At 44.4% G+C, this 23,646-nt stretch carries 21 protein-coding genes and 1 tRNA gene; 12 read left to right on the top strand and 10 right to left on the bottom strand.

The window, feature by feature from the left end; genetic code table 11:
• Nucleotides 1–35 precede the first annotated feature (35 nt).
• Both LKE40_05475 and LKE40_05480 read right to left on the bottom strand, forming a co-directional pair.
• Complete coding sequence (locus LKE40_05475) at nt 36–2,015, bottom strand: dehydrogenase E1 component subunit alpha/beta (protein ID MCH3916903.1); 1,980 nt, start codon at nt 2,013–2,015, stop codon at nt 36–38.
• Nucleotides 2,016–2,265: 250 nt separating this feature from the next.
• Nucleotides 2,266–2,772, bottom strand: coding sequence for a flavin reductase (locus LKE40_05480; GenBank protein MCH3916904.1), 507 nt, complete (start codon nt 2,770–2,772; stop codon nt 2,266–2,268).
• Nucleotides 2,773–3,041: 269 nt separating this feature from the next.
• Here LKE40_05480 and hpt point away from each other — a divergent pair, with 269 nt between their 5' ends.
• The 5 genes from hpt to LKE40_05505 all read left to right on the top strand — a co-directional run bounded on the left by hpt (nt 3,042) and on the right by LKE40_05505 (nt 7,661).
• On the top strand, nt 3,042–3,605 hold the full coding sequence (hpt, locus tag LKE40_05485; protein MCH3916905.1) for a hypoxanthine phosphoribosyltransferase: 564 nt from the start codon (nt 3,042–3,044) through the stop codon (nt 3,603–3,605).
• A gap of 38 nt (nt 3,606–3,643) precedes the next feature.
• Entirely contained in the window at nt 3,644–4,204 is a 561-nt protein-coding gene (locus tag LKE40_05490; protein ID MCH3916906.1) for a phosphoribosyltransferase, read from the top strand.
• On the top strand, nt 4,201–5,469 hold the full coding sequence (locus LKE40_05495) for an adenylosuccinate synthase (protein MCH3916907.1): 1,269 nt from the start codon (nt 4,201–4,203) through the stop codon (nt 5,467–5,469). Before LKE40_05490 ends, LKE40_05495 begins: the two co-directional genes overlap by 4 nt.
• Nucleotides 5,470–5,538: 69 nt before the next feature.
• Nucleotides 5,539–6,936, top strand: a complete 1,398-nt coding sequence (purB, locus tag LKE40_05500) for an adenylosuccinate lyase (protein MCH3916908.1) — start codon at nt 5,539–5,541, stop codon at nt 6,934–6,936.
• Nucleotides 6,937–7,013: 77 nt separating this feature from the next.
• Nucleotides 7,014–7,661, top strand: coding sequence for a GDSL-type esterase/lipase family protein (locus tag LKE40_05505; protein ID MCH3916909.1), 648 nt, complete (start codon nt 7,014–7,016; stop codon nt 7,659–7,661).
• Here the strand turns inward: LKE40_05505 and LKE40_05510 are convergent.
• From LKE40_05510 to LKE40_05520, 3 genes are all read right to left on the bottom strand, one after another.
• Complete coding sequence (locus tag LKE40_05510; protein MCH3916910.1) at nt 7,654–8,274, bottom strand: hypothetical protein; 621 nt, start codon at nt 8,272–8,274, stop codon at nt 7,654–7,656. The two genes, LKE40_05505 and LKE40_05510, sit on opposite strands and share 8 nt — an antisense overlap.
• Nucleotides 8,275–8,375: 101 nt before the next feature.
• Complete coding sequence (locus LKE40_05515) at nt 8,376–9,563, bottom strand: alanyl-tRNA editing protein (GenBank protein ID MCH3916911.1); 1,188 nt, start codon at nt 9,561–9,563, stop codon at nt 8,376–8,378.
• Between the two features lie 45 nt (nt 9,564–9,608).
• Complete coding sequence (locus tag LKE40_05520; GenBank protein ID MCH3916912.1) at nt 9,609–10,235, bottom strand: trimeric intracellular cation channel family protein; 627 nt, start codon at nt 10,233–10,235, stop codon at nt 9,609–9,611.
• Between the two features lie 86 nt (nt 10,236–10,321).
• Here LKE40_05520 and LKE40_05525 point away from each other — a divergent pair, with 86 nt between their 5' ends.
• Nucleotides 10,322–10,906, top strand: coding sequence for a hypothetical protein (locus tag LKE40_05525; GenBank protein MCH3916913.1), 585 nt, complete (start codon nt 10,322–10,324; stop codon nt 10,904–10,906).
• 152 nt (nt 10,907–11,058) lie between these two features.
• Here the strand turns inward: LKE40_05525 and LKE40_05530 are convergent, their stop codons facing one another.
• From LKE40_05530 to LKE40_05545, 4 genes are all read right to left on the bottom strand, one after another.
• On the bottom strand, nt 11,059–11,448 hold the full coding sequence (locus tag LKE40_05530; protein ID MCH3916914.1) for a hypothetical protein: 390 nt from the start codon (nt 11,446–11,448) through the stop codon (nt 11,059–11,061).
• 166 nt (nt 11,449–11,614) lie between these two features.
• Entirely contained in the window at nt 11,615–12,898 is a 1,284-nt protein-coding gene (locus LKE40_05535) for a malate dehydrogenase (protein ID MCH3916915.1), read from the bottom strand.
• Nucleotides 12,899–12,993: 95 nt separating this feature from the next.
• Entirely contained in the window at nt 12,994–14,142 is a 1,149-nt protein-coding gene (locus LKE40_05540; protein MCH3916916.1) for an Ldh family oxidoreductase, read from the bottom strand.
• Nucleotides 14,143–14,155: 13 nt separating this feature from the next.
• Nucleotides 14,156–14,866: a DeoR/GlpR family DNA-binding transcription regulator gene (locus tag LKE40_05545; protein ID MCH3916917.1), complete on the bottom strand. Its 711-nt coding sequence runs from the start codon at nt 14,864–14,866 to the stop codon at nt 14,156–14,158.
• Between the two features lie 527 nt (nt 14,867–15,393).
• Here LKE40_05545 and LKE40_05550 point away from each other — a divergent pair.
• The 5 genes from LKE40_05550 to LKE40_05570 all read left to right on the top strand — a co-directional run bounded on the left by LKE40_05550 (nt 15,394) and on the right by LKE40_05570 (nt 19,507).
• On the top strand, nt 15,394–15,882 hold the full coding sequence (locus tag LKE40_05550) for a MarR family winged helix-turn-helix transcriptional regulator (GenBank protein MCH3916918.1): 489 nt from the start codon (nt 15,394–15,396) through the stop codon (nt 15,880–15,882).
• Nucleotides 15,842–17,212: an MATE family efflux transporter gene (locus LKE40_05555; GenBank protein MCH3916919.1), complete on the top strand. Its 1,371-nt coding sequence runs from the start codon at nt 15,842–15,844 to the stop codon at nt 17,210–17,212. Before LKE40_05550 ends, LKE40_05555 begins: the two co-directional genes overlap by 41 nt.
• Before the next feature lie 66 nt (nt 17,213–17,278).
• A tRNA-Cys gene (locus LKE40_05560) sits at nt 17,279–17,350 on the top strand.
• A gap of 783 nt (nt 17,351–18,133) precedes the next feature.
• Entirely contained in the window at nt 18,134–18,562 is a 429-nt protein-coding gene (locus tag LKE40_05565; protein MCH3916920.1) for a hypothetical protein, read from the top strand.
• A gap of 138 nt (nt 18,563–18,700) precedes the next feature.
• The gene (locus LKE40_05570; GenBank protein MCH3916921.1) at nt 18,701–19,507 is read left to right on the top strand and encodes an EFR1 family ferrodoxin; all 807 of its coding nucleotides are present in this window, start codon (nt 18,701–18,703) and stop codon (nt 19,505–19,507) included.
• Between the two features lie 24 nt (nt 19,508–19,531).
• On the opposite strand, the gene LKE40_05575 is transcribed toward LKE40_05570, so the two are convergent.
• Nucleotides 19,532–20,920 (bottom strand): hypothetical protein, encoded by a 1,389-nt coding sequence (locus LKE40_05575; GenBank protein ID MCH3916922.1) that lies wholly within the window; start codon nt 20,918–20,920, stop codon nt 19,532–19,534.
• A 104-nt stretch (nt 20,921–21,024) separates the two neighbouring features.
• On the opposite strand from LKE40_05575, the gene LKE40_05580 reads away from it, so the two are divergent.
• Nucleotides 21,025–23,361: an alpha-galactosidase gene (locus LKE40_05580; GenBank protein ID MCH3916923.1), complete on the top strand. Its 2,337-nt coding sequence runs from the start codon at nt 21,025–21,027 to the stop codon at nt 23,359–23,361.
• Nucleotides 23,362–23,646 lie beyond the last annotated feature (285 nt).

Raw genomic sequence — 23,646 nt, forward strand, 5'->3', positions numbered from 1 at the left:
AAAGGGCAACAGAAGTTTTCCCCTTTCTCCTGCTGCTACTTGCCACACGTCTTTCGTATAGCAGTCAGGATCTGTTCCAAACCAGGACAGCTTGCTCTTTCCAGTTCTTTTGAAAACGGAACAGGAAGTTCCAATCCACCCAATCTGACAATCGGAACCTGCAGGGCAGAAAAAGCCTCTTGGTTTTCACAGATAGTGGCAGCAATTTCGCTGTCCGCTCCATAGCAGAGCGGAGCTTCCTGTACGATGACGACCCTACCGGTCTTGATTGCAGAAGTAATGATTGCTTCCTTATCCAAAGGTTTCAGGGTACATAAATCCACTACTTCACAGCTGATGCCTTCTTCTGCAAGCTTCTCTGCAGCAATTCTGCATAGATGGGCCTGATATCCGTAGCTGATCACAGTAACATCATCTCCGGGTGTAACCATGGCCTTCCCCAAACTCATCAGGTCATCTTCCGTACCTACGTTTCCTTCCATACCATAGAACTTTTTTTGTTCAATGAATACCACAGGATCATCATCGCGGATAGCTGCCTTAAGCAGGGCTTTTGCATATCTGGGACACGAAGGTGCAACGACTTTAAGGCCAGGGACATTCAGGACCATTGCCTCAAGGCTCTGCGAATGTTGGGCCCCGTGTCCGGTACCGCTGCCCATGGGCAGACGAACTACCAAGGGACAGTTGAATTGTCCCGCACTCATGAACCTGATCTTACTGGCATGGTTTACCAAAGCATCACTGACAAGCGTCAGGAAATCACCATACATGATCTCTACTACAGGCCGCAGTCCAAGCAGGGAAGCCCCTACGGCAACACCTGCAAAACCTTCTTCACTGACAGGAGTTTCAATCAGCTGGTCTTTCGGTATGTTGAGATACAGATCCCCTGTTACCTTGAAACATCCACCATAGAGTCCGATGTCCTCTCCCAAAAGGACGACATTCCTGTCTCGCAAGGCTTCTTCCCGCAAAGCTTCACGCAGGGCCTCACGCCCTGTTGCCCGATGCATGCTGGCAAAAGCAGGCATATAACTCACAGGAGGTGCATACGTATAGCTGAAAGCCTCATCAAGTCCCAACACTTCTTCTCGGGTCGCTTTTGCTTTTTCAAGGGCCTGCAGGACCTCTTCATGTACCCGGGCATATAATTGTTCATATCTTTTACCATCCAAGACCCCCTGTTTTTCCAACAGTCGCCTGCATCGTTTTATGGGACATCTTGAAGACCAGACTTCCTCTTCTTCACGGGACCGATACCGACAATCATCACTTTTTGAATGGCCATTGAGACGATAGGTCATACACTCAATGAGATAAGGCTTATGTGTCTTCAGGATAAGCCTGCGGGCCGTTACGACAGCTTCATATACAGCCACCAAATCATTTCCGTCAACCCTGACACTCGGAATTGAATAAGCTGCACCCCTGTCGGCAATACGTGCTACTGACACGACACGGTCAGCCTTGACACTCATACCATAACCATTGTTCTCACAGAAAAACAGTACAGGCAGATGTTCCACCGAGGCCTGGTTCATTGATTCATGGACGGCACCTCGGCTTGAAGCCCCATCACCGAAAATGGCAACACTGATATTGTCTTTTCCGAAATGCTTGAGAGCAAAGCCAAGACCAGTGGCAATAGGTACGCCACTGCCTACCACAGCGGAAGAACCGGGATTCCCATGCGCCCGATCACTCATATGCATGCTTCCACCGAGACCTTTGCTCAGCCCATTGCGAGAACCGAACATTTCACTGAACATCCGGCTCAGGTCACTTCCTGTCGATACCGTATAGCCATGGCAACGATGTGTCGGCACAAACCAATCACCTGGCTGCAAAGCCAAGGAAAGTCCTGCTTCGGTTGCTTCCTGCCCAATGTTCAGGTGGGTCGTACCATGCAATTCTCCCTTTGAAAAAAGCAAAGCTATCTCCCGCTCAAACAAACGGGATTTCAGCATTATTTCCAATCCCTTCAAAATCAATTCATCAGTCAGATCAATCACCCCCACTTGATATCCCGCGCAATCCTTATAACATACAAGAAGCCACATTAGTACAATGTATACCGCTGGAAGCCAAAGATGCCTAGACCTATTCCTCAAAAAAAAGCTAAACAGTAGGTACCTTATAGCTATAAGCCCGTTTATGCAAGTATATGGGAATCAAATATAACAGTAATAGAATCTATCAGTGAAAAAACATGGAAGGCTCCTTCCCAGAACCCTCCATACAGTTAATTTGCATACCAGCAGTTCAATCTGAACAGAACACCTTGTCAATTGAACCAGTATAAAGGGTATGGTAATCTCCTTCTCCATACCATTTGTCATTGACCCACAATGGAGAAAATCCATTGGAATCAATTGTAGATTGATAAACTTTAGTGCAGCAGAATACCAGATTTGCCTTATCGAAAGTAATCATTCCGTTGTCAAGGGCAATCGGCTCGATGCCCATCTGGCGGGCTTTGTCAGTCTCCCTTCCTGAATGGGAACCGCAGAAAGACAGTACCCAAGCATAATCAGACGGGAGGAAACTGACAGTAAAGCTGTCGTTTTCTTCCATGAACTGCCATGTATATCTGCTCTGGCGCACAGCAACGGTAAAAGAAGGCTTTCCCCAATAGAATCCCATGCTTCCCCAACCACCTGTCATTGTATTCCATCGGCCTTCTCCGCCGACAGTCAGCAGGAAATTGTCCTTCCCAATCAGGCTGAAAGGATTCAGTTCAAGCATATCAACACTGATTTCAGCAAACATACCATTTCCTCCTTGTATTGACAGTTTCCCATTAAACACATTGCAGGTCAAGAAGAGGATACAAAACAAATACCAAATACACAGAACTTGCCTATATGATCTTCAGTCTCTATGAAAACCTACCTTGCATCCCCCAGACATTGTTGCCATCTTTTTCCCGTTGTGATATAAAAGGTCTGTTGTCGAAAAACGTACGCTTACTTTGTAACAGAAATATGGTACCGGCCCGATTGGACAGAAACCATCATTCGATGACAATAGGAGGAACAATGAATTCATCATTGGCAATACCGGCCTTGACTCCCGACCTCGCCCGGGTTCTGATAGATGCAGATTCGATTTCCCGGAGGGTAGACGAACTGGCACACCAGATAAACACGGACTACGCAGATATCACTGAGCCCTTGATACTTGTAGGAGTATTGAAGGGTTCATTTATTTTCACAGCGGACCTGTGCAGAAAACTTGTCATTCCCCATGTAGTAGATTTCATTGCCCTGTCCTCCTATCAGGGAGACAAAACGACCGGAAACGTACGCCTGCTGATGGATACCAGGGAAAACATGGAGGGAAAACACGTACTCATCATCGAAGATATACTTGATTCTGGCTATACCCTTGACTATCTGATCAGGAACTTCAAGTCTCGTAAGCCTCTCAGCGTCAGGACTGTCGTCATGCTAGACAAACCTGACCGTCATGTACTGCCGGTTGAAATCGATTATTCAGGTTTCACCATCCCTGATGTCTGGGTCGTCGGCTACGGCCTGGATTACAAGGAGCAACACAGGACATTGCCATATATAGCAGAAATGTACCCACAGAAAAACTGACGAATATACGTCAATCATGCTATTTGGAGTAAGTTGTAATGGAAGAAAAAAAGTATTATGTGAGCTACAACACAGTGCACAAGCTTGTCAAGAAGCTCGCAGGGCGGATTGAAGATTCTGGCTTTGATCCTGATGTCATCGTCGCCATCGGTTCAGGAGGATTCATCCCGGCAAGAATCATGAAGACTTTTATCAATCGACCGATCTATGCAGTTGGTATTTCCTACTATGGAGTTGATAGAAAACATCGTGATCATCCGCAAAAAATACAATGGATCGATGAAGTCCAGGAACAGCTGAGGGCAAAGAAAGTACTGCTTATTGATGAAGTCGATGATACCCGTGCCACTTTGGCCTACTGTGTCGGTGAACTGCTCAAGTACAAGCCAGAAGAAATAGCGGTCCTTGTTCTCCATAACAAACTCAAGAAAAAAGATCTCGAGTTTCCGCCCGAGATAAAAAGATATTTCCCTGCAATGGAAATCGGAGACATCTGGATAAAATACCCTTGGGATGCCGAGGATATCGATGCTCACTGTAAGTTGGAAGAGCAGATGATCGAAGAGATGAAAAAACAGGGCAAGGAGCCAATAGTATGAGCATAAGTGCAATCGTAGGGGCCCAATGGGGCGATGAGGGCAAAGGCAGGATCGTTGATTACCTTGCAACAAAGGCAGATATCTGCATTCGTTTCCAAGGCGGTGACAATGCAGGCCATACGGTAATCAATGACAAAGGGAAATTTGCCCTGCATATCATTCCGTCCGGGATTTTTAATCCAAAGACCATAAACATTGTCAGCGCAGGTACCGTAATCAACTTCGATACGATGAAGGAAGAACTGACCAACATAAAGGCAGCCGGGGTTTCCTGCGACAATCTTTTCATCGACAAAAGAGCACATCTGATCATGCCGTTCCATTGCATGCTTGACGGGGCGGAAGAAGCAGCAAGAAGCAACACTCAGAAAATCGGTACCACAAAAAGGGGCATAGGCCCCTGTTACAGTGACAAAGCAGCAAGAAATGGCATCCGTGCCGCAGATCTCCTTGATGAAAACCGTCTCACCACACGGCTCAGGATGTTGCTTCCAAGAAAGAACAGGGAACTGGCATTCTTCGGTATGCCAGAGGTAACTTTGGAAGCCATGCTTGACAAATGCCGTCAGTGGAAAGAAGAATTCGGTTCTCAGATCATTGACAGCGTTCCTCTGGTCAGGAAGGCTATCGGAGATGACAAAGATATCCTTCTTGAAGGTCAGTTAGGTATCATGAGGGACCTTGACTGGGGCATTTATCCCTACACGACCAGCAGCAATCCTACGGCAGCAGGGGCATGCAACGGTGCAGGTATTGCTCCCAGCCGCATCAATCAGGTCTTTGGGGTCATGAAAGCCTACGCAACAAGTGTAGGAGGAGGCCCATTCATGAGCGAGCTTTTCGATGCCGATGGTGAGAAGCTAAGGAAAAAGGGTAACGAATTCGGCGCAACCACAGGACGTCCCAGACGCTGCGGATGGCTTGATACCGTGGCTGCTGATTACTCCTGCTGGATCAACGGTTTCACTGGCATTGCACTGACCAAGCTCGATATCCTTGACGATTTTGAAAAAATCAAAGTCTGTACGGCTTATGAAATCAACGGTAAGATTGTCAAACAGCTTCCAGAGACCGCTGAACAAGAAATTGCAAAACCTATCTATGAAGAATTTGACGGTTGGATGTGTGATACTTCAAAGGCCCGCAAGTGGGAAGATCTCCCACCAAAGGCCCAGCACTATTGCACAAGGATTGCTGAATTGGTCGGAGCTCCGCTCAAGTTTATTTCAGTAGGTCCCGAAAGAGACCAGATCATCATTCTTTAGGAAGGTGATCAATCATCCAAGGGGACTGTCGGAATCTGGCAGCCCCCTGCTTTTTCCAGAGGTAACACTATGACTACATTCACCCATGATACGTTCATTTCACCCTTTACTTGGCGCTATGGTTCTGACGACATGAAGCATATTTTCAGTGAAATCCACAAGCGGACGTTGCTCAGAAAAATCTGGATAGCCTTGGCAAATGCCCAAAGGGATGCAGGTTTGGTTACGGATGCCCAAGTCAGCGAATTGATCTTGCATAAAGATGACATTGATGTGGACCGTGCTACGGAAATTGAAAATGCCATACACCATGACCTCATGGCTGAAATCAAGACGTACGCTGAACAATGTCCTACAGCTGCACCCATTATCCATATGGGAGCAACCAGCATGGACATACTGGACAATATGGATGCCATCCGTATAAAGGAAGCATTGACACTTACCATTGCAAAAACACAGGAATTGCTTGGATTGTTCGTGGGAAAAATGGAAAAGCTCAAGGATGTTCCCTGCATGGCTTTTACCCATATACAGCCAGCTGAACCGACCACAGTCGGTTATAGGCTGGCCCAAACAGCACAGGACTTGACAGATGACCTTGCCGATCTTGTGCAGACAAAGGACAGAATCAGGGGAAAAGGCATGAAAGGTGCTGTCGGCACGGCAGCAAGCTATGCGGAATTGCTTAGAGGAACCAGTATGACACCCATTCAAATGGAAGCCCATGTAATGGATGAACTTGGCATAAAGGCTTTTGATGCATCGACTCAGATATATACCCGCAAGCAGGACCTCAGAGTCATCGATGTACTTTCTTCACTATGTTGTACGCTCTACAAGTTTTCCATTGATTTCAGAATCCTTCAGTCGCCTCCTATCGGAGAATGGTCTGAGCCATTCGGTTCCAAGCAAGTAGGTTCAAGTGCAATGCCTTTCAAGCGCAATCCTATCAACAACGAAAAAATCGATTCGTTGTGTCGGTTTGTCAGCTCCCAGTCAAACACTGCATGGCAAAATGCAGCTTCAACGCTTCTTGAAAGGACCCTGGATGACAGCGCAAACAGAAGGATAATGCTTCCTGAAGTTTTCCTTGCAACCGACGAAGTACTCAAGACAGCTACTAAAATTATTTCCGGTATGCAGATCCATCAGACAGCAATCAAACGTAACCTCCGGGACTACGGTATCTTTGCAGCAACAGAAAAGCTCCTGATGGAATTGGGGAGAAAAGGTGCAAACAGGCAGGATATGCATGAAGTAATAAGGGAACATAGCCTTGAAGCATGGCAGGAAGTCCAGGAAGGCAAACCGAACACCTTGGCCCAAGGACTTGCTTCAGACAAAAGGATTCTTGCTTATTTACCTGAGAAAACCATACTCGGTCTCCTGCAGGCAGATGATTATATCGGTGATGCACCCAAGCGATGCCAGATGGTCATCGACAGAGCAAAGGAAATGCTTTAGCCATTTCTTCATTTTACTTTCTCCTTGTTCAGCAGTATCTTGTCTATAGGAAGAGCTAGCGAAAAAGGAGAATGAAAATGAAAGAAATCATGTGCTTCGGTGATTCCAATACATTCGGACAGAGACCTGACTGCGAAGGCAGATGGACAGGCTATGAACGCTGGACAATGAAGCTACAGAAGCTTCTCGGAAATGACTACCATATCATAGAAGAGGGGTACAACGGCAGGACTACCATATTTGACGACGGAAAAGATATCTACCGTAATGGTAAACTTGGCATGCATGTAGCCTTAGGCAGCCATCATCCTTTGGATATGATTATCATCATGCTGGGTACCAATGATGCGAAATGCCGTTTTGCGACTACAGCCAGAGGCATTGCTGAAGGTTTTCAGACGCTCATTGATATCATCAAAGGTACTGAATATATCAAAGGTAATCCGATGCCCAAGTTATTGCTGGTCTCGCCGGTCCATATAGGTGACAATCTGGAAGCTTGTCCCTATGCAGATTTTACGGAAGCTTCCCGCCAGAGGATCATCGGATTGTCCTCGGTTCTGGAAAAACTTGCGAGGGAACAAAGATGCCTCTTTTTTGATGCCTCAACAGTCGCAACTGTCGGTGAAGACCAGATACATCTTGACCTAGACAGCAACAAAGCCCTTGCAATAGCTTTGGCTGAGGTTATCTCCAACTGGTATGATACCGCTTTGATTAAGTAAAAAGATGAAGTCCACCTTTCAGTAGAAGGAAATAGATAAGCATTCTTGCATAACGGGCTGTACAGGCCAAAAGTGCCCGCCGTCTGGCAACACAGAGCATACCTGCAGCCCAGCAGATCGTCGAATAAGGAATAGGTGTCAGAGCTGCAAGCACAATGCCCCAAGCGCCGTTCTTGTAGATAAAACTGCGGTTCTTGCCTTCAATCTTCCCGATCAAGCGATGAACCCATGGGAAATGAGAAAGAAAACGCCCGATCCAATATCCAAAGTATCCCCCCGCACAGGATGCCGTTCCAAGGATAAGCATTACCTTCAAGGGTGACCAGGCAATAATCAAGGGAAAGATTACATCAACTGTCATCGGGACAATAAATGCATCAACAAGAAAGACAAAAAGCATCACTCCTCTTTCGCCGAACTTACGGTACAGTTTCCGAGCTACATCAAAGTTCTGATGTCCTTTTATGAACTGCTGGTAAGCAACGATAATGGCAAGGACAACTAAAAAGATCACCAAGGATCTGAGTATAAGTTTCTTCCAGTCTACAGTTCCATCTTCTCTGAAGAGGGGCTGATGTTGCACATCTTCATTTCTGTCTCTTTTTCGGGTCATTTTTATCTCTCAGCATAGGGTAAGCACCAAGTCAGTCCAGCTATTTCCAGTATCACGATGTCCTGTTGCCTTCGGATAAGGCATAAAAACCACTTTATCATTCATGGTTTCTGTTCCAAGGGTGTCACCCAATGGACAAAGGCATCCAAGAAAGTTTCACAAGGAAGCAAATCACCCTTACCCTGCCAAAGAGGAGGACGCCCACCTCCCTTGCCATGTATCAATGGCATTATGTTCTTTTTGAATTCTGCAAAATCAAGGACAGCATACCGTCCTGAAAGAAAAACAAGCCATCTCAGCAAACTGTCAGTTTTTTCGACAAGACAGACAGCACCGTCACCTTCTTCCTTGAGCCCTGAGGCAAAAGCTTTGAGTGATACCGGTGCACTACTGATGTCCAAAGCAATGACATTGCGACCTTTTCCTTTCTGGACAAGATAAGATACTGCAAGCTGTTCTTCAAGTTCAGTGCATTTATGTTCCAAATCACCAAGCCGGGAAACAAGCAAACGGGACTTTTCAACCAGTTCGTCTTCCTTTGCACTATGAAGTGTACATAGTTGCATAATAGTCTGTTGCCAACGATGAACAGAAGACGTAACCTCATCAGCTACCAAGAACTGCAGACGTACATGTCCCCTGATCATTTCCTGTCCTACGTAGGCTATCTGCTCTATTTCACGGGTATTCGCAACATGAAGTCCGCCACAGGCAATCTCATCCACCTGGTCAATGACCACAATCCTGACAGTATCGGAATCGACCTTGATAGACCTGCGCATGCCCAGTTCCTCTGCTTCATGCCTAGGCATTTCCAGATAATGGATAGGATGCCCGTCAAGGATTGCTTTCCTTGCCAAGTCCTCAAGATGCCAGCACTGATCTTCACCGAATTCATTCTTGTCAATCTCAATGGTCAGCAACCTGCGTCCCTGATGAACGGACAACGTACCGATGGAAAATGCATGGTACAGCAATCCGCTCAGCAGATGCTGTGCTGCATGGACCTTCATATAGGCATATCGATGGTCCCAATCAAGGACCAAGTCATAGCTGTCACCGATTTTTCCGTCAAATCCAGGTATATGATGAAATACAGTACCGTCCTTGTCTTTTGTAGTATCCGTAACTTTCCATGTACCGAAAGTACCTTGATCCCCCGGTTGCCCGCCGCATTCGGGATAAAAGACAGTCTTATCAAGTATGATGCCCTCATCCTTGATAGCAAGCACTGTTGCCTTGCAGGTTTTCTGGTATGTATCCTTATAATATACAGGTTCTGTTTTCATATCCTTTGCATCCTCTCAATTCGAAATTGCATTGCATCAGATTTTTCATGACACATGTGTGTTGCTCCGGGGAAGCCGAAGATGAAATTTGATTGCCCAAGCTCTCAGTAAGACTACCGTCAGCGTACAGCAAGCATATAGCCATCCAAGAGGCAATCCGAAATGTTCAAGCAAAAGATATACGATACCCCCTGCCAAGGAAGCCGTTGCATAGATGTCACTGGTAAGTACGGCAGGAATCTCCTTCGACAATACATCCCTGATCATACCTCCGCCTACAGCAGTAATGACACCGCAAAGCAATTGCCCGGCAAGTGAACAACCATATAATCCACCTTTCGCGACACCTATTGAGGTAAAGACCCCAAGGCCCAAAGCATCACAATAGATAAGTACCTTCTTACGTGAATCCATATGAGGTCCGACAAAGAAAATAACGACTCCTACAATGACACAGATAACCAGATATGCCCAATCGGTCAAGGCTGCTGCCGGTGTAGCTCCGATAAGCGAATCCCTCAGCATGCCTCCGCCACATCCTACCGTGCAGGCAAAGACGATTACTCCTAGAAAATCAAGCTCTTTCTGTACACCTCTCAATGCCCCTGTAATGGCAAAAATCAACGTACCGAAAAGATCAAACACATAAATGATGTTGGTCACAGATTCCATGCATCCTACTCTACCACCAAGGTCCAACTTGTTAAAGAGAAGTTTTATGTGTATCTTTAATAGATAGTGAAGGAGATGCATCAGAAATGTCAAAAATAAAATCAGCATGGGAAATTGCCATGGAAAAGACAGCTGACTTGAAAGTTGATTCAGAAAAAATAAGGAAGGACGAATTAGTCAAGGAAGGTCGCCAATTGGCAGGTAAATTTCTCAATGACGTCAGCTTTCATTTGGAGGACTTGCAGAAAGCCTATGAGAAATCCACAGACAAAACATTAATAAAAGAGGGTATAACAGCCATTATCTTGGTAAATATCAGCCTACCCTCGAATGATATCTACAAAGAAAAAAATGACAGGTTAAAAGAGTTAGCAGGTCTTGTTTCAAAAGATGCTGAAACATCCCAGTCCATGATCGACCAACTCAATGGCTTCTATCAACAATATATTGACAACCAGGATCAGCTACTTGATCGATTGAAGGAACAATTTGAACCTCAGCTCAAGCAGAAAGAAGCACAACTGAAACGTCAATATGGAGATAATTTCACCATGACAGCTGAACAGGATCCAGATTTCATGAAACTTGTCCAGCAGCAATTCAAACGTCTGCAACAGCAGTATCAACAGACACTTGACAATTTCAAGAAACAACTGGAAGCCAGCCTGTAGTTTTCCATACCGATTGATAGAAACAGAAACAAAACTATATAGTATAGAACATTACAAAAAAGACTGTTACAAAATCTATTGCAACAGTCCTTTTTGTAAATATTCTCTGAAATCCAGTCAAAGCAGATACGATACGTACCTACCAAGCGTTATCAGAAGCACCACATGAAATGAGGCGGCATAAAGAACGGAAGGCTAAAGAAACCAAGGAATAAAATCAATCCTAGGCCAAAAAGTACCAGGGCAATGATGCCAAGTACCCAACCGGCTTTTGCCGATGTACTGAATTCCCGTATCGGAGCACCCTTTACCACTGCAAGTATTGCAAGGACAAGCCCAGCAAATGCCAACACCGGGCGCAAGGACAGGATCAAAGCCAGTATTCCCAGCACTAATGCTATGGTCCCTTGGCTAGAAATGTCCTTTACGTTTTTTTTCTCAGAGTCAGCTTGGTAAGGATGGACGTATTCTTCACTACTTGTTTCAGCTTCATAAGTTGCCTTATTTTCCGCATCTGTTTTGTTTTCTTTTTCTGTATCCATAGCATTTCTCCTTGTAGACTACCATAAATGTAACTACATATGATAAAAAAAGCTACTGTTTTTATGTGAAGTTTATGTGTCTGTCTCTATGTAGATAAAAGATGAGACGGCGGCTCCGTCAGCCACCGTCTCAAACAAACCAGTCCCTCATAGGGCAACAACAGACTTATTTCCAGTATTTGGCCATTCGCTTTACCAAAGAAGCCCGATAGGCGTCCCAATCCGTAATAGGATGAGCAGCAACACCTTCTTCACAGGCAGCTTTAGCTACAGCCACAGCTTCATACTCAATGACACGGGGATCAAACGGCTTAGGAACAATATAATCTCTTCCAAAAGAGAATTCCCTGCCATATGCCCGGGTTACTTCTTTCACGCAGGGCTGTTTGGCCAACTGAGCCAATGCTTTTGCAGCTGCCATCTTCATACCTTCTGTAATCTGAGATGCCCTGACATCCAAAGCACCACGGAAGATGAACGGGAAACCAAGGACATTGTTGATCTGATTAGGATAATCACTCCGTCCGGTTGCCATAATCAGATCGTCACGTGTCGAAATTGCCAATTGATAGTCAATCTCAGGATTCGGATTACTCATTGCAAAGACCACAGGATCCTTGGCCATAGACTTCAACATCTCAGGAGTAACACAATTGGCAACAGACAATCCCATGAAGAAATCCGCACCGACCATTGCTTCTGCAAGCGTCCGAGCCGAACAAGTAGTTGCCAATTCAGCTTTCTGGGGAGTCATACCATTCGGACGGCCTTCATAGATGACACCTTTGCTATCACAGATTACCAGATTTTCTTTCTTGACACCTGCAGCGAGGAACATCTTGGCACAAGAAATACCAGCAGCTCCAGCACCATTTACGACAACTTTGATATCAGAAAGTTTCTTGTTGACTATTTCCGCTGCATTCATCAGACCGGCAGTTGCAATGATAGCCGTTCCATGTTGGTCATCGTGGAAAATTGGAATATCACAGGTCTTCTTCAGTTCTGTTTCAATTTCAAAGCATTCAGGGCCCCTGATATCTTCCAGGTTTACTCCACCGAAAGTTGGAGTAAGGGAACGTACGATTTCAATAAATTTCTTCGGATCTTTTTCATTGATTTCAATGTCAAAGACATCAATATCAGCAAATCTCTTGAAAAGGACACCTTTTCCTTCCATTACAGGCTTGCTGGCAAGTGCACCACGGTTACCTAATCCCAAAATAGCAGTACCATTGGAAATTACTGCTACAAGATTACCCTTTGCCGTATAGGTATAGGCACATTCCGGATCCTTATCAATTTCCAACACAGGCTGCGCTACTCCGGGAGTATATGCAAGTCCAAGATCATCAGCAGTAACACAGGGTTTGGTGGGAACGACACTCACCTTGCCTGGAACTCCATCCATAGTATGATAGGCCAATGCCCTTTCCTTCAAAGTCACCATCGTATATTTCTCCTTGTTTTAAATACTTTTTATCTTAATAGTCAAAAAGATACTTGCCCCGGCTTTTCAGTAAAAATGCCGGAGCAACATGCATCTTATTTGCTTTCTTTTTCGAAATCCCATTTATAATCCAAATTCCATCTATCCCTAAGTTCCACCATGACTTTCTGCAATGATGGTGGGACCGGACAACCATGTTCTTTCCTGAACTGCCAAGCCAAGTACTCCTTTTCACCTGCAGTAAAGATATGGTCCTGTCCAGGAGCCAGTTTGCTTGACCGAAGCTGACGGCAAATTGTTCCGGCAATCCGTTTGAAAGTCTCGACTCCCATGAAATGGTCAGGATCAATCGCAATGAAGAAATGCCCGAGTGGATACGGAATAGGCTTGTGGTTTTCATCAAATCCATTGAGAGCCTTCATCCATGAACCATCCTGCAGAGCAGCACAGAGGATCTCAACTACAGCCGCATAGCCATAACCTTTGTATCCTCCGGTATCTTCTCCGATTCCACCCAGCGGAGCCAAGGCAGCCTTGCCTTTGGTAAGATCAACAAGTACCTGGGCAGTATCAGTCCTAGTCTTGCCATCAAGACCGATGACCCATCCAGGAGGAAGCTGTTTGCCGGCACGCCCATAAACTTCAATCTTACCCCGCTGAGATACACTGGTCGCACAGTCAAGGACAAACGGGAATTCTTCATCTGTCGGGAATCCGAATGTCAGAGGATTTGTGCCCATCATGTTCTCAACCCCATGTGTAGGAGCAATGGAAGGCCGTGCATTCGTACCCGTAATACCGAGCATATTCTGCTTGGTAGCCATCAAGGCATAGTAACCTGCAATTCCATAATGGGTTGAATTGCGGACCACAACCATGCCGATACCATATTTCTTAGCTTTTTCAATAGCCATTTCCATAGCGCGGGTAGCAACTACGTGTCCCATGCCATTGTGTCCATCAAGGACCGCCGTAGCATCCTTATCCTTGACAACCTCTATATGAGTCTCAGGATTCAGGATACCTTTGTCAATTCTATCGATGTAAATCGGTTTGAGTCTTCCGATACCATGGCTGTCTATGCCACGCTTGTCTGATTCAATGAGCACTTTACCGATAGTCTTGGCATCTTCGGCAGGTATACCTGCATGGCGAAGTGCATCATCCATGAATTTTTCCATTTCTTCAAAGGGAACCCACGCACAGTCGGCATAATGGCTGGCATACTCATCTAGAAATTTCATACTACGCTTCCTCCTACATTGTTGCTATCATAATCTGGATGTCGGATCTTCCGGCATCAGCCGCTTTCATCAGCTTGCCACCCATTTCATCTGTGACAAGTATATCTACTCCATCCAAGGAAATAGTCTTATAGTTTGACACTACGCCTATTTTATCACCGGCTGCCACGACGATTGTCGTACCGACGCAGTTCTTTATCATTGCCCGTGTCGTTTCTGCTTCATCAAAGACAGGAGTAGAAAGCCCTGCTTCCATTGAAAACCCATCAACACCTATGATTGCCTTGTTCGCAAAGACTTGCTCAATGACGGAAGCAGATACCATACCCGAAACAGAATGTGAAATCGGACGGTAATAGCCTCCAGCCAGGACCAATGACACATTGCTACCACTTTTGTACAACCACATGGCGTCTATGTTGTTCGTCACCAAGGTTATGTGCAGATCCCTATCCAACAATGCCCTGATAACTTCCAAAGTCGTAGAACCACTGTTGACAAAGACGATGTCATTCTCATCGACAAGGTCAGCAGCCATTTTCCCGATTGCTTTCTTCTGCTCAGGAAACTTTGCCGCTTTCTGCAGATAATCCGGCTCTATATTGAGTACCCGCCTGAGCGTAGCTCCGCCATGGGTCCTTTCCAACACACCCTTTTCGCTAAGAAGATCCAAATCCCGTCTTATCGTAAGTTCGCTTACTCCAAGCTCAAAGGGCCAGTTCACTGACGCTTACACTACCGTTTTTGGTAGCTTCTTCCTGAATTAATTTTTGTCTTTCAGCAGGTAGCATCTTGTTGGAATCTCCTGAACGTTTCTGTTCTTTTATTCCACTATATTTGATTTAAAGCCAGAAGTCAATCACAAACATTCAAAAAACCTTAATATTTATGAATGATTATGGTTTTTCGTCTATAAACAAATGACTGAAATTTCACTTGTTTGGCAAATATCAAAAAATAAAGTCGTTTATGTTACTGGCATAGCACATGGGATATATTCGATTGCTTTCAATCGTAAAGTTATCTGCCTCAATTCACATTTAGGTCCATCGTTCCAAAAGACAGGGCAATTTTTGCAAACTAAAGGAAACCAGTACAGAGGCTTCGCGTCTGTCTTGTCAATTTTTAATTTTCGCAATCTGTTGAAATATCTTATACTTTCCTTGCCGAGATAACGGGCTCCTTGCAACGGGAGAATATTATATCAAAGGAAACTTGACAAAAAAGTTTAGTAACTATACTATTTGTTGTATGAATAATTTCATGGACTTGCTTTCAGCACAATTTCTTGATGCCATGACAGCCTTCTCCTACTTCGAAAGAAAAAAACGTAATTTTGGTACGCCTTATTTCTTTTCTCTGACAGAAATACATATCATTGCATATATTGGGACACATCCGAATTGCCTCGCAAATGACCTCGTCGGTTATTTTTCAATAACAAAAGGTGCAGTTTCCCAGATAATCAGAAAACTTTCAAAAGAACAAATGCTACAATATAGCATCAGCCCGACAAACAGAACCCGACATCCTTTATGCCTTACAAAGGAAGGAATGGTTGCTTTTTACCGACACAGGCAGTTTCATGCAGAAATCAACAATTGGATTGCCGATAGCATTGGTTCGTTTACAAAAGAACAAACCAAAGCCATTTTCGAATTCCTACAGAAAATTGAACAAAATTGCATGGACAGATCATATGAACAGAACACTTCAGAAAAAGACACTGACCTCCGGTAAACCGGCAACGGTCCTATTTCGTTTTGCCCTTCCGCTGATCCTTGGTAATCTATTCCAACAATTTTACTTGTTGGTCGATAGTATCGTTGTAGGAAAATTCATTGGTGAAAAGGCACTGGCAGCCGTTGGAGCCAGTTACGCAATAACCAATGTATTTATTGCCATAGCCATAGGCGCGAGTATAGGCAGTAGTATTGTAATTGCACAATACTTCGGATCAGGACAATTGAAAAAGACAAGAAGTGCTATCACAACGGCGCTGGTTATCATCACGGTACTCGGAATTTTTCTCGGCGGATTAGGTTTTGCCAGCAGTCGGATTCTCCTTGAAAAGCTAAAGACACCTTTTTCAGTACTACCCGATGCAAACAATTACCTTTCAATCTATTTCAGTGGTTTAGCCTTCCTCTTCCTTTATAATGGAAGTTCTTCTGTCTTTACAGCCTTGGGAGATTCAAACACACCCTTGAAACTGCTGATAGGTTCTTCGTTGTTAAACATCAGCCTGGATATCCTGTTTGTCACAAAATTCCACAGAGGAGTTCGCTCTGTCGCCTATGCTACGCTTATTGCCCAATGCTGTGCTTCCTGTATTGCATTGTATATTCTCCATAAACGGCTACATAGCAACAGTACTGCTGACACTGCTGTATCATCGGAATTCTTCAATTCTCATATCTGCAGAAATATGCTGAAAATCTCAATTCCTTCAATTCTTCAACAATCGATTGTCAATATAGGTATGCTACTGGTCCAATCAGTAGTAAACGGATTTGGAGCCGACATGCTTGCCGGGTATTCAATCGGCATGCGTTACGAATCATTATGCATTGTGCCGATGGTCGGTATCGGAAACGCCGTGTCAACTTTCACTGCTCAAAATATAGGTGCAAAAGACTTACAAAGAGTACGAAAAGGTTATCATGCCAGTTTTTGGCTTATCGGAAGCTTTGCAATCACCATCTGTCTGTTGTTTCAATTTTTTGATAATTGGTTCATTTCTTTCTTCCTTGATGCCTCACCTTCCCATGCAACTATCACAGTTGCCCGTTCCTACACACGGTTCCAATCCTTTTTCTATGTGTTGATTGGGCTTAAAATGAGTACGGATGGATTACTTAGGGGTGCAGGAGACATGTTGGTCTTTACCTGTGCAAATCTCCTTAACCTGACAATCAGGGTAGCAGCCGCCAATATATTTGCACCTATCATCGGCATACAGGCAGTCTGGATGGCTGTACCTCTTGGTTGGAGCATCAATTTTATCGTATCATTTTCTTACTATCGGACCGGAAAATGGAAAAGAATACCACTTATAAGCAAACAATGAACGGAAGTCATCTGCGGTACTTGATTATTCTTAAAAAGTCTGTTAAGTTCACATATGCATTTGCTTGGTGCCATACCCAAGTGGTAAGGGAAAGGTCTGCAAAACCTTGATGCATCGGTTCGAATCCGATTGGCACCTCAATCATCAAACCTAAAAATATTGCCTGTTATTGCTTATGTGGTAACAGGTTATTTTTTTACTTTATTCCTTCTGCAAATCGAAAAATCGGATCAACTGTAACGATTTGACAACGATTCTTCCCATGAGGGAAAATGCGTAATAATTATAACTTATATAAGCATGGCAAAATCTGGTACTACAACAAGCCCATAACAGAAAACGGCAAGACCAAACACAGGTGTTTTTCCACTGGCAAGGCATCACGGGCCATGGCAGAAAAATATTGCCAAAGCCTCCTTTTACTCGGACATCTTGAAAAACCATATAAAACAATTATTAATTACACTCGACATAGACGAGAAAAACGTTACATGCTACTTTCATTTTTGCACGTAATCGGTAATACAGAAAATGTTTGCATCGTCACTTAAAATCCTATTTTGGTACTGATTTCAGGTCCCTCATACCTAATCATAATTTTAAGAAATTAAGTTAGAAAATAATCCATCAGCTTTTCTATTTTTTGTATGATAGCTATTCCTAAGAATTGATGATGTAATCATATATTGCTGTTTATATTCACGAGGTTTTTGCAAACCCCGAAAATGGTTAATCCAGATGCATAATATGCAGTTTTGGCAACAGTTTTGCCGTTTTTTGCTGAAAGTGGGTGAAAAAAAAGTATGCACTTGCATGACATTCATGAGTTCTGCAAAAAACTCTGAAATAGGAAAAACTACTTACTGACTTTCTTCTAAAATCTTTTTGTTACTAATGGCCCTAAGAAAAACATTCACAGAAATGCATACAGGATTCTTGTATCTTTTCCAGGAATTTTCACCTCGACAACGGCAGATGATCAAGACAAAAGTCCTTGCCATGGATGCAGACGAACAAGGGAAAGTACTTTCTACCGTATATCGTCTCGGTTCAGAACCACAGGCAATAATGGATACGGAATTACCAAGCCCCGGAGAAACCCAAAAACTCCTTTATGGCATTGCAGTACTTGACCAAATACCGTTGCTTCTGTTGGATGAGCCAACCAACTTCCTTGACATTCCGTCAATAGCAGCTTGGACAGACGCCTTGCAGGAATTCGCTGGTGCAGTCATTGCAGTTCCCCATGACAGGGATTTTTCAGAAAAAGTAGGAAAAAGGCAATGGTATCTCAAGAAAAACGGGACCTCAGTCAACCTCTCGGAATTGGATCTGCCATCTACCCTATAGACAGGAGTATTCTGGTATTTGGCCTGTCTTACATACTGCCTTTCTTAACTGTATATCACCCCCTGTTGAACTGCTCCTTACAAGGATACCCAGGCATCGGCTGTTGTCTGTCTTTTGTTTCCTGAGTATGCTTTGCATATGGATGCAAAAACAATTTCACTGCTTTATTTTTCTCCAACGAAAACAACCAGGGAAATCGTACAGGCCATCGGCAAAGGATCAGGATTGCAGATATTGCAGGATATTGACCTCACAGCCCCACAGGTACGGGAGTCTGTAATCGAGCTGAAGGCAGATATCGTCATCATAGGAATCCCTGTCTACGCTTTTACGATTCCTAGTACCGTCTATCCATGTCTGAATCAGCTGGAAGGGAAAGGGAAGCCGGTGATTTTAGTTACAGTCTATGGCAACATGAGTGCAGGGCATGCACTGACAAATCTGGCCAGTCTCTGCACTGCAAGACATTTCATGGTAACCGGAGGAGGTATTTTTATCGGCAGGCATTCCTTTTCTTCTCCACAGGCACCTCTCGCTTCCGACCGTCCCGATAAAAAGGACCTGCAGATTGCAGAAAAATTCGGAAAAGATATTGTCCATAAACTAGTACAGCCAGGACCAATACTACCGCTTACATTTGCCGATAGCAAATATTCTAAGAAGGCAATGACAAACCCTACACATCTGGCACGAATTGTTGCCGGACCTTCTAAGTTCGACCCCACGCTATGTACCGGTTGTCTTTCCTGTGTACGAAACTGTCCTGCAGGAGCAATTGACAAAAAGACAATGCAAACAAATGCAGCAACGTGTATCAGATGTTATGCTTGTGTAACCACTTGTCCCACAAAAGCCCGTACGGTCTCACTTCGCTTCAGACCTGTATTGCACGCCGTATTTTATATGAAGAACAAAGCTCACCCTATGCCGCAGCTCTATCTTTAGGTATCGGCAAATGGCCCATCAAGCCTATTTATCTGTAGGAAAAGCCAATAATCTGGCAGCGAGTTCCTGTACCTGTGTGAAATGTGGATCCGAAGGAATCAAAATCGTCGACCTCGTTCTCTTGAGAACTATATTATGTTTGAAGGCCTCAAATGATGAGAAATTACCATTCATTCTCATGTTGTCATAACTGGTAAGGGCTCTGGCAAACATCATCCTCCGGGTTTCTCCGCTACCTATGACCACCCCATGCCTTCTTCCCATGCTGGAAGTACAGGCTCCGGTATGCAGACAGAATTCATTGCTTGTTCCACCTTCATACAAAGCCCAAGGCGGCAGTGTCCTTCCCCCATAATCAAACAACATAGTCGCATCATGGAGAGGTATATCCATGGCCGTCCGATCAGCCTTACCCAAGGTAAAAGAAAGATAAATCATCTGTAATCTTGGATTTATAACACTTGACCATATTGGTTCATCAGCTTCAAGGTCATTTTCTGCATAGATAGCATCAGTGGTACCGAGCATACCGGGAACAGTCTTGAAGTCCATAGTCATATTTGTTGCCAAAGGCACCTTATCAAGGGGAAAGCCCTTTTCATCCGCAATGATATGTCCATTGCATCCGAAGCAGCGTTCATGTTTGGTAACATGCCAGAGATTGCAGCTGGAATTGAGCTGGCAACCGGATTCAAGGAACGGAGGAGCAATGGCATTGTCATAGCCGATATCACAATAGAGACGCCCCAGGGAAACATTGGTTATATAGAGCACAGAATAAATCACCGGTTGGTTTGGAAACACAGTATCAAGGCGTTCTGCACGCCAGTTGTCTGATTTTTTGAATACACCGCTCCGGGACAGCATCCAGACAGCCCCGGTTTTGAAATCCGAACCATACCGTTCGACAACCCACGAAGCCCTATGGCGATCATATAACTTGTCAAGAAGAGTTGCTTGAGCATCAGTCTCCTTTGTTTCCTTTGCTGCTGTATCTTCATGTCCAAGCAGAAGCTGGTCATATGACTGATTCTCTTTCGGTCCTGGTATCTGCCCATCTTTCTGCCCGGTAGAATTCTCAGGTCCCGTTGCAACATGTGCAGTATCAGAATCGGAGTCAGGTCCAGTATGCTCTCTATCCGCTTCTTCCACGGGCTCTACCTGCAGGCGATAACCATTGAGTTGGTCAAGCAACTCACAAGTCATCGGCAGGGTAAGCTGGTTCTGAAGTGCCGTCTCACGTGAAAAAGGAAACTGATGCAACTTGTTGGCATTGACCCAACCACCGTGGATATCCATGGCACTGAAGGCAACCAATCGTCCGCTTTTGTCTTCGATTACGGCACGTATCAAATCATTACTCAATACTGTTGCAGTACGCTCATCATTCAGACGAACCCTACGAATATCCATCAGATTCCCCCTACCTATAAAAAAAATGATGCAAATTATTTCCTAACGTTATATACTATCCTAAATTTCATGCAGTTGTGCAACCTGCAAAGGAGCGTTTTCAAGTGATAGAACTGAAAGATGGCATCTTCAATCTCAGCACGACAGGTAGCACCTACCTTTTCTGTATCAATTCCAGCAGACATCTTGAACATCTGTACTATGGACAGCATCTTGACAGAGATTCGATTTCCTCCGATGCATTGTTCCCGATACTGACAAACCCGATAGGAACAGGTGTCGCTTATACCGAAGAAGATCCGACAATGCTGGAGATTACAAAACAAGAAATCTCTACTCCAGGAAAAGGAGACTTCAGGGAAAGCTGCATACGACTTACTTATGATAACGGTATGGATACACTTGATTTTCTTTATCAAAACCATCAGCTGTTCCATGGCAAACCTAGGACATTTACAGGTCTCCCCGAGTCATATGGAGCCAGGGAAGAATGTGATAGCCTGCAAGTAACCCTTGCAGAAAAGAAGCTGCCACTGAGATTGATTCTTACCTATACAGTCTACACAAACTGTGATGTAATTACTAGAAAAGCATACATCTGCAATGATGCAACGGCTTCTGTCATGGTCAAGAACCTCAGTTCCCTTCAGCTTGATCTGGATGACAGCAACTGGGATTTGATCACTTTCAACGGAGCATGGGCAAGAGAACGCCATATTGACCGTAGTCCCCTGTCACCTGGAATCAGGATAAATGACAGCAAGACCGGAGTTTCTGGTGCCGAACACAACCCCTGTATTTTTCTTGCAAGAAAAGACTGTGATGAACTGCATGGGGAATGTCTTGCAACGAATCTGGTCTACAGCGGCAACCATAGGGAAAGCATCGAAGTCAGCCCCTATGGTCAGACACGGATCCTTACAGGAATAAACAGCTATAGCTTCAACTGGGAACTCGCACCAGGAGAACACTTTGCAACTCCTGAAGCAATCATGACCTATAGCGGAGCGGGTCTGGATACTGCCAGCCGCAATTTGCATTATTTCATCAACAACCACATCGTAAGAGGTTACTGGCAAAACAGGCAACGCCCTGTAGTAGTCAACAACTGGGAAGCTACATACTTCAACTTCAACGAGGACAAATTGCTGAGCTTGGCAAAAACGGCAAAAAAAGTCGGTGCGGAACTTTTCGTACTTGACGATGGTTGGTTCGGAGCACGGGACGATGATACAAGCAGCTTGGGCGATTGGGTCGTCAATACCAGTAAATTGTCCTCAGGCCTAGGAGCTTTTTCTTTCAAAATTCACCAGTTAGGTCTGATGTTTGGACTTTGGGTCGAACCGGAAATGGTCAGTCGCAACAGCAATCTTTTTGATACACATCCAGATTGGGCAATCATGATACCAGGCAGAGCACCCAGTGTCGGACGTCATCAGTTCATTCTTGATCTGACACGGGAAGATGTCAGGGATTATCTCCTTGAGGCGCTTACTAAGATTTTTGCACTTGGACAAGTAGACTATGTCAAATGGGATATGAACAGGGTCTTCAGTGACATTGCTTCGAGAAATAATGATATCAGGGACATGGGTGAATTCAACCATCGCTATGTACTGGGTCTATATGACCTGTTGGATAAACTTACAAGACGTTTTCCGAAAATCCTTTTCGAATCCTGTGCATCTGGCGGCAATCGCTTTGACTTAGGCATGCTCTGTTTCATGCCCCAGACATGGACCAGTGATGATACCGATGCCTTGGAACGAATCTATATCCAGGAAGGAACCAGTTATGGTTATCCGCTCTCTGCTATGTGTTGCCATGTTTCGTCTGTACCGAACCATCAGACATTGCGAAAAAGCAACATCGAGACCCGGTTCAATATTGCAGCTTTCGGGAACCTAGGCTATGAACTTGATCTGACGGAATTATCTGCTTCAGAACTTGAAATAATTGCAGAACAGATTGCTTTCTATAAGGCACATCGCAACCTATTCCAATATGGAACATTCATTCGCCTCCTTCATGATACGAATACAGTAAGATGGGCAGTGATGAATCCCGACAAGACAGAAATGTTGCTTCTTGATTTCCGATTGTTCAATAAGCCGAATCCAGGCCTTGACGTCCTTAAGTTTCCTGTCGCTGCGCCGAAGACTCGCTATGAAGTCTACCCTCGCCCCCAGCGAATTCCAATGGAAGTCTTTGGAAAACTGGCAGATTGCCTGATTGATGATATATCATACGGAAAAATAAAGAGAAAGGAAACTGCTTATATTGACAGTGAAACCGTACATTATTCCGTGACAGGGGAATTTCTTGCAAAGGCAGGAATTCATCTGACACAGACTTTCGGGGGTACCGGTTATGACGGACATCTGACACGCGTACTTGATGATCAGTCTTCCCGCCTGTATGTATTCATACGGGCTGAATGACATAGCAAAAAAAACCTCCCCAGGCTTGCAATCCTAGAGAGGTTGCCGTTAATACGGCAAAAGGCATCACCATTATTACCTCAAAAATGAGGGGGAAAACAACAATGGCGATAGAACAGTGGGCAGAACAAAAAAACTAAAAAGTCTATGTACGGGATATAATCAACCGACCCACTGCCAGACAATTTGAAAATATCATAATTTACTACTTATGTCAACAGACATGATAAATTTTGTCCTGTTGTTTTACTATATAGTAAAAAATATATGTAGTAAAAAAATACA

The sequence above is a fragment of the Spirochaetia bacterium genome, from assembly GCA_022482625.1.
GTDB lineage: Bacteria > Spirochaetota > Spirochaetia > Sphaerochaetales > Sphaerochaetaceae > Pleomorphochaeta.

Bases quoted from the DNA above. Each gene is read 5' to 3' on its own strand.
- LKE40_05480 (MCH3916904.1), bottom strand. From the start codon at position 2,772: ATGTTTGCTGAAATCAGTGTTGATATGCTTGAACTGAATCCTTTCAGC.
- hpt (MCH3916905.1), top strand. From the start codon at position 3,042: ATGAATTCATCATTGGCAATACCGGCCTTGACTCCCGACCTCGCCCGG.
- LKE40_05490 (MCH3916906.1), top strand. From the start codon at position 3,644: ATGGAAGAAAAAAAGTATTATGTGAGCTACAACACAGTGCACAAGCTT.
- LKE40_05495 (MCH3916907.1), top strand. From the start codon at position 4,201: ATGAGCATAAGTGCAATCGTAGGGGCCCAATGGGGCGATGAGGGCAAA.
- purB (MCH3916908.1), top strand. From the start codon at position 5,539: ATGACTACATTCACCCATGATACGTTCATTTCACCCTTTACTTGGCGC.
- LKE40_05505 (MCH3916909.1), top strand. From the start codon at position 7,014: ATGAAAGAAATCATGTGCTTCGGTGATTCCAATACATTCGGACAGAGA.
- LKE40_05510 (MCH3916910.1), bottom strand. From the start codon at position 8,274: ATGACCCGAAAAAGAGACAGAAATGAAGATGTGCAACATCAGCCCCTC.
- LKE40_05515 (MCH3916911.1), bottom strand. From the start codon at position 9,563: ATGAAAACAGAACCTGTATATTATAAGGATACATACCAGAAAACCTGC.
- LKE40_05520 (MCH3916912.1), bottom strand. From the start codon at position 10,235: ATGGAATCTGTGACCAACATCATTTATGTGTTTGATCTTTTCGGTACG.
- LKE40_05525 (MCH3916913.1), top strand. From the start codon at position 10,322: ATGTCAAAAATAAAATCAGCATGGGAAATTGCCATGGAAAAGACAGCT.
- LKE40_05530 (MCH3916914.1), bottom strand. From the start codon at position 11,448: ATGGATACAGAAAAAGAAAACAAAACAGATGCGGAAAATAAGGCAACT.
- LKE40_05535 (MCH3916915.1), bottom strand. From the start codon at position 12,898: ATGGTGACTTTGAAGGAAAGGGCATTGGCCTATCATACTATGGATGGA.
- LKE40_05540 (MCH3916916.1), bottom strand. From the start codon at position 14,142: ATGAAATTTCTAGATGAGTATGCCAGCCATTATGCCGACTGTGCGTGG.
- LKE40_05550 (MCH3916918.1), top strand. From the start codon at position 15,394: ATGAATAATTTCATGGACTTGCTTTCAGCACAATTTCTTGATGCCATG.
- LKE40_05555 (MCH3916919.1), top strand. From the start codon at position 15,842: ATGAACAGAACACTTCAGAAAAAGACACTGACCTCCGGTAAACCGGCA.
- LKE40_05565 (MCH3916920.1), top strand. From the start codon at position 18,134: ATGCATACAGGATTCTTGTATCTTTTCCAGGAATTTTCACCTCGACAA.
- LKE40_05570 (MCH3916921.1), top strand. From the start codon at position 18,701: ATGGATGCAAAAACAATTTCACTGCTTTATTTTTCTCCAACGAAAACA.
- LKE40_05575 (MCH3916922.1), bottom strand. From the start codon at position 20,920: ATGGATATTCGTAGGGTTCGTCTGAATGATGAGCGTACTGCAACAGTA.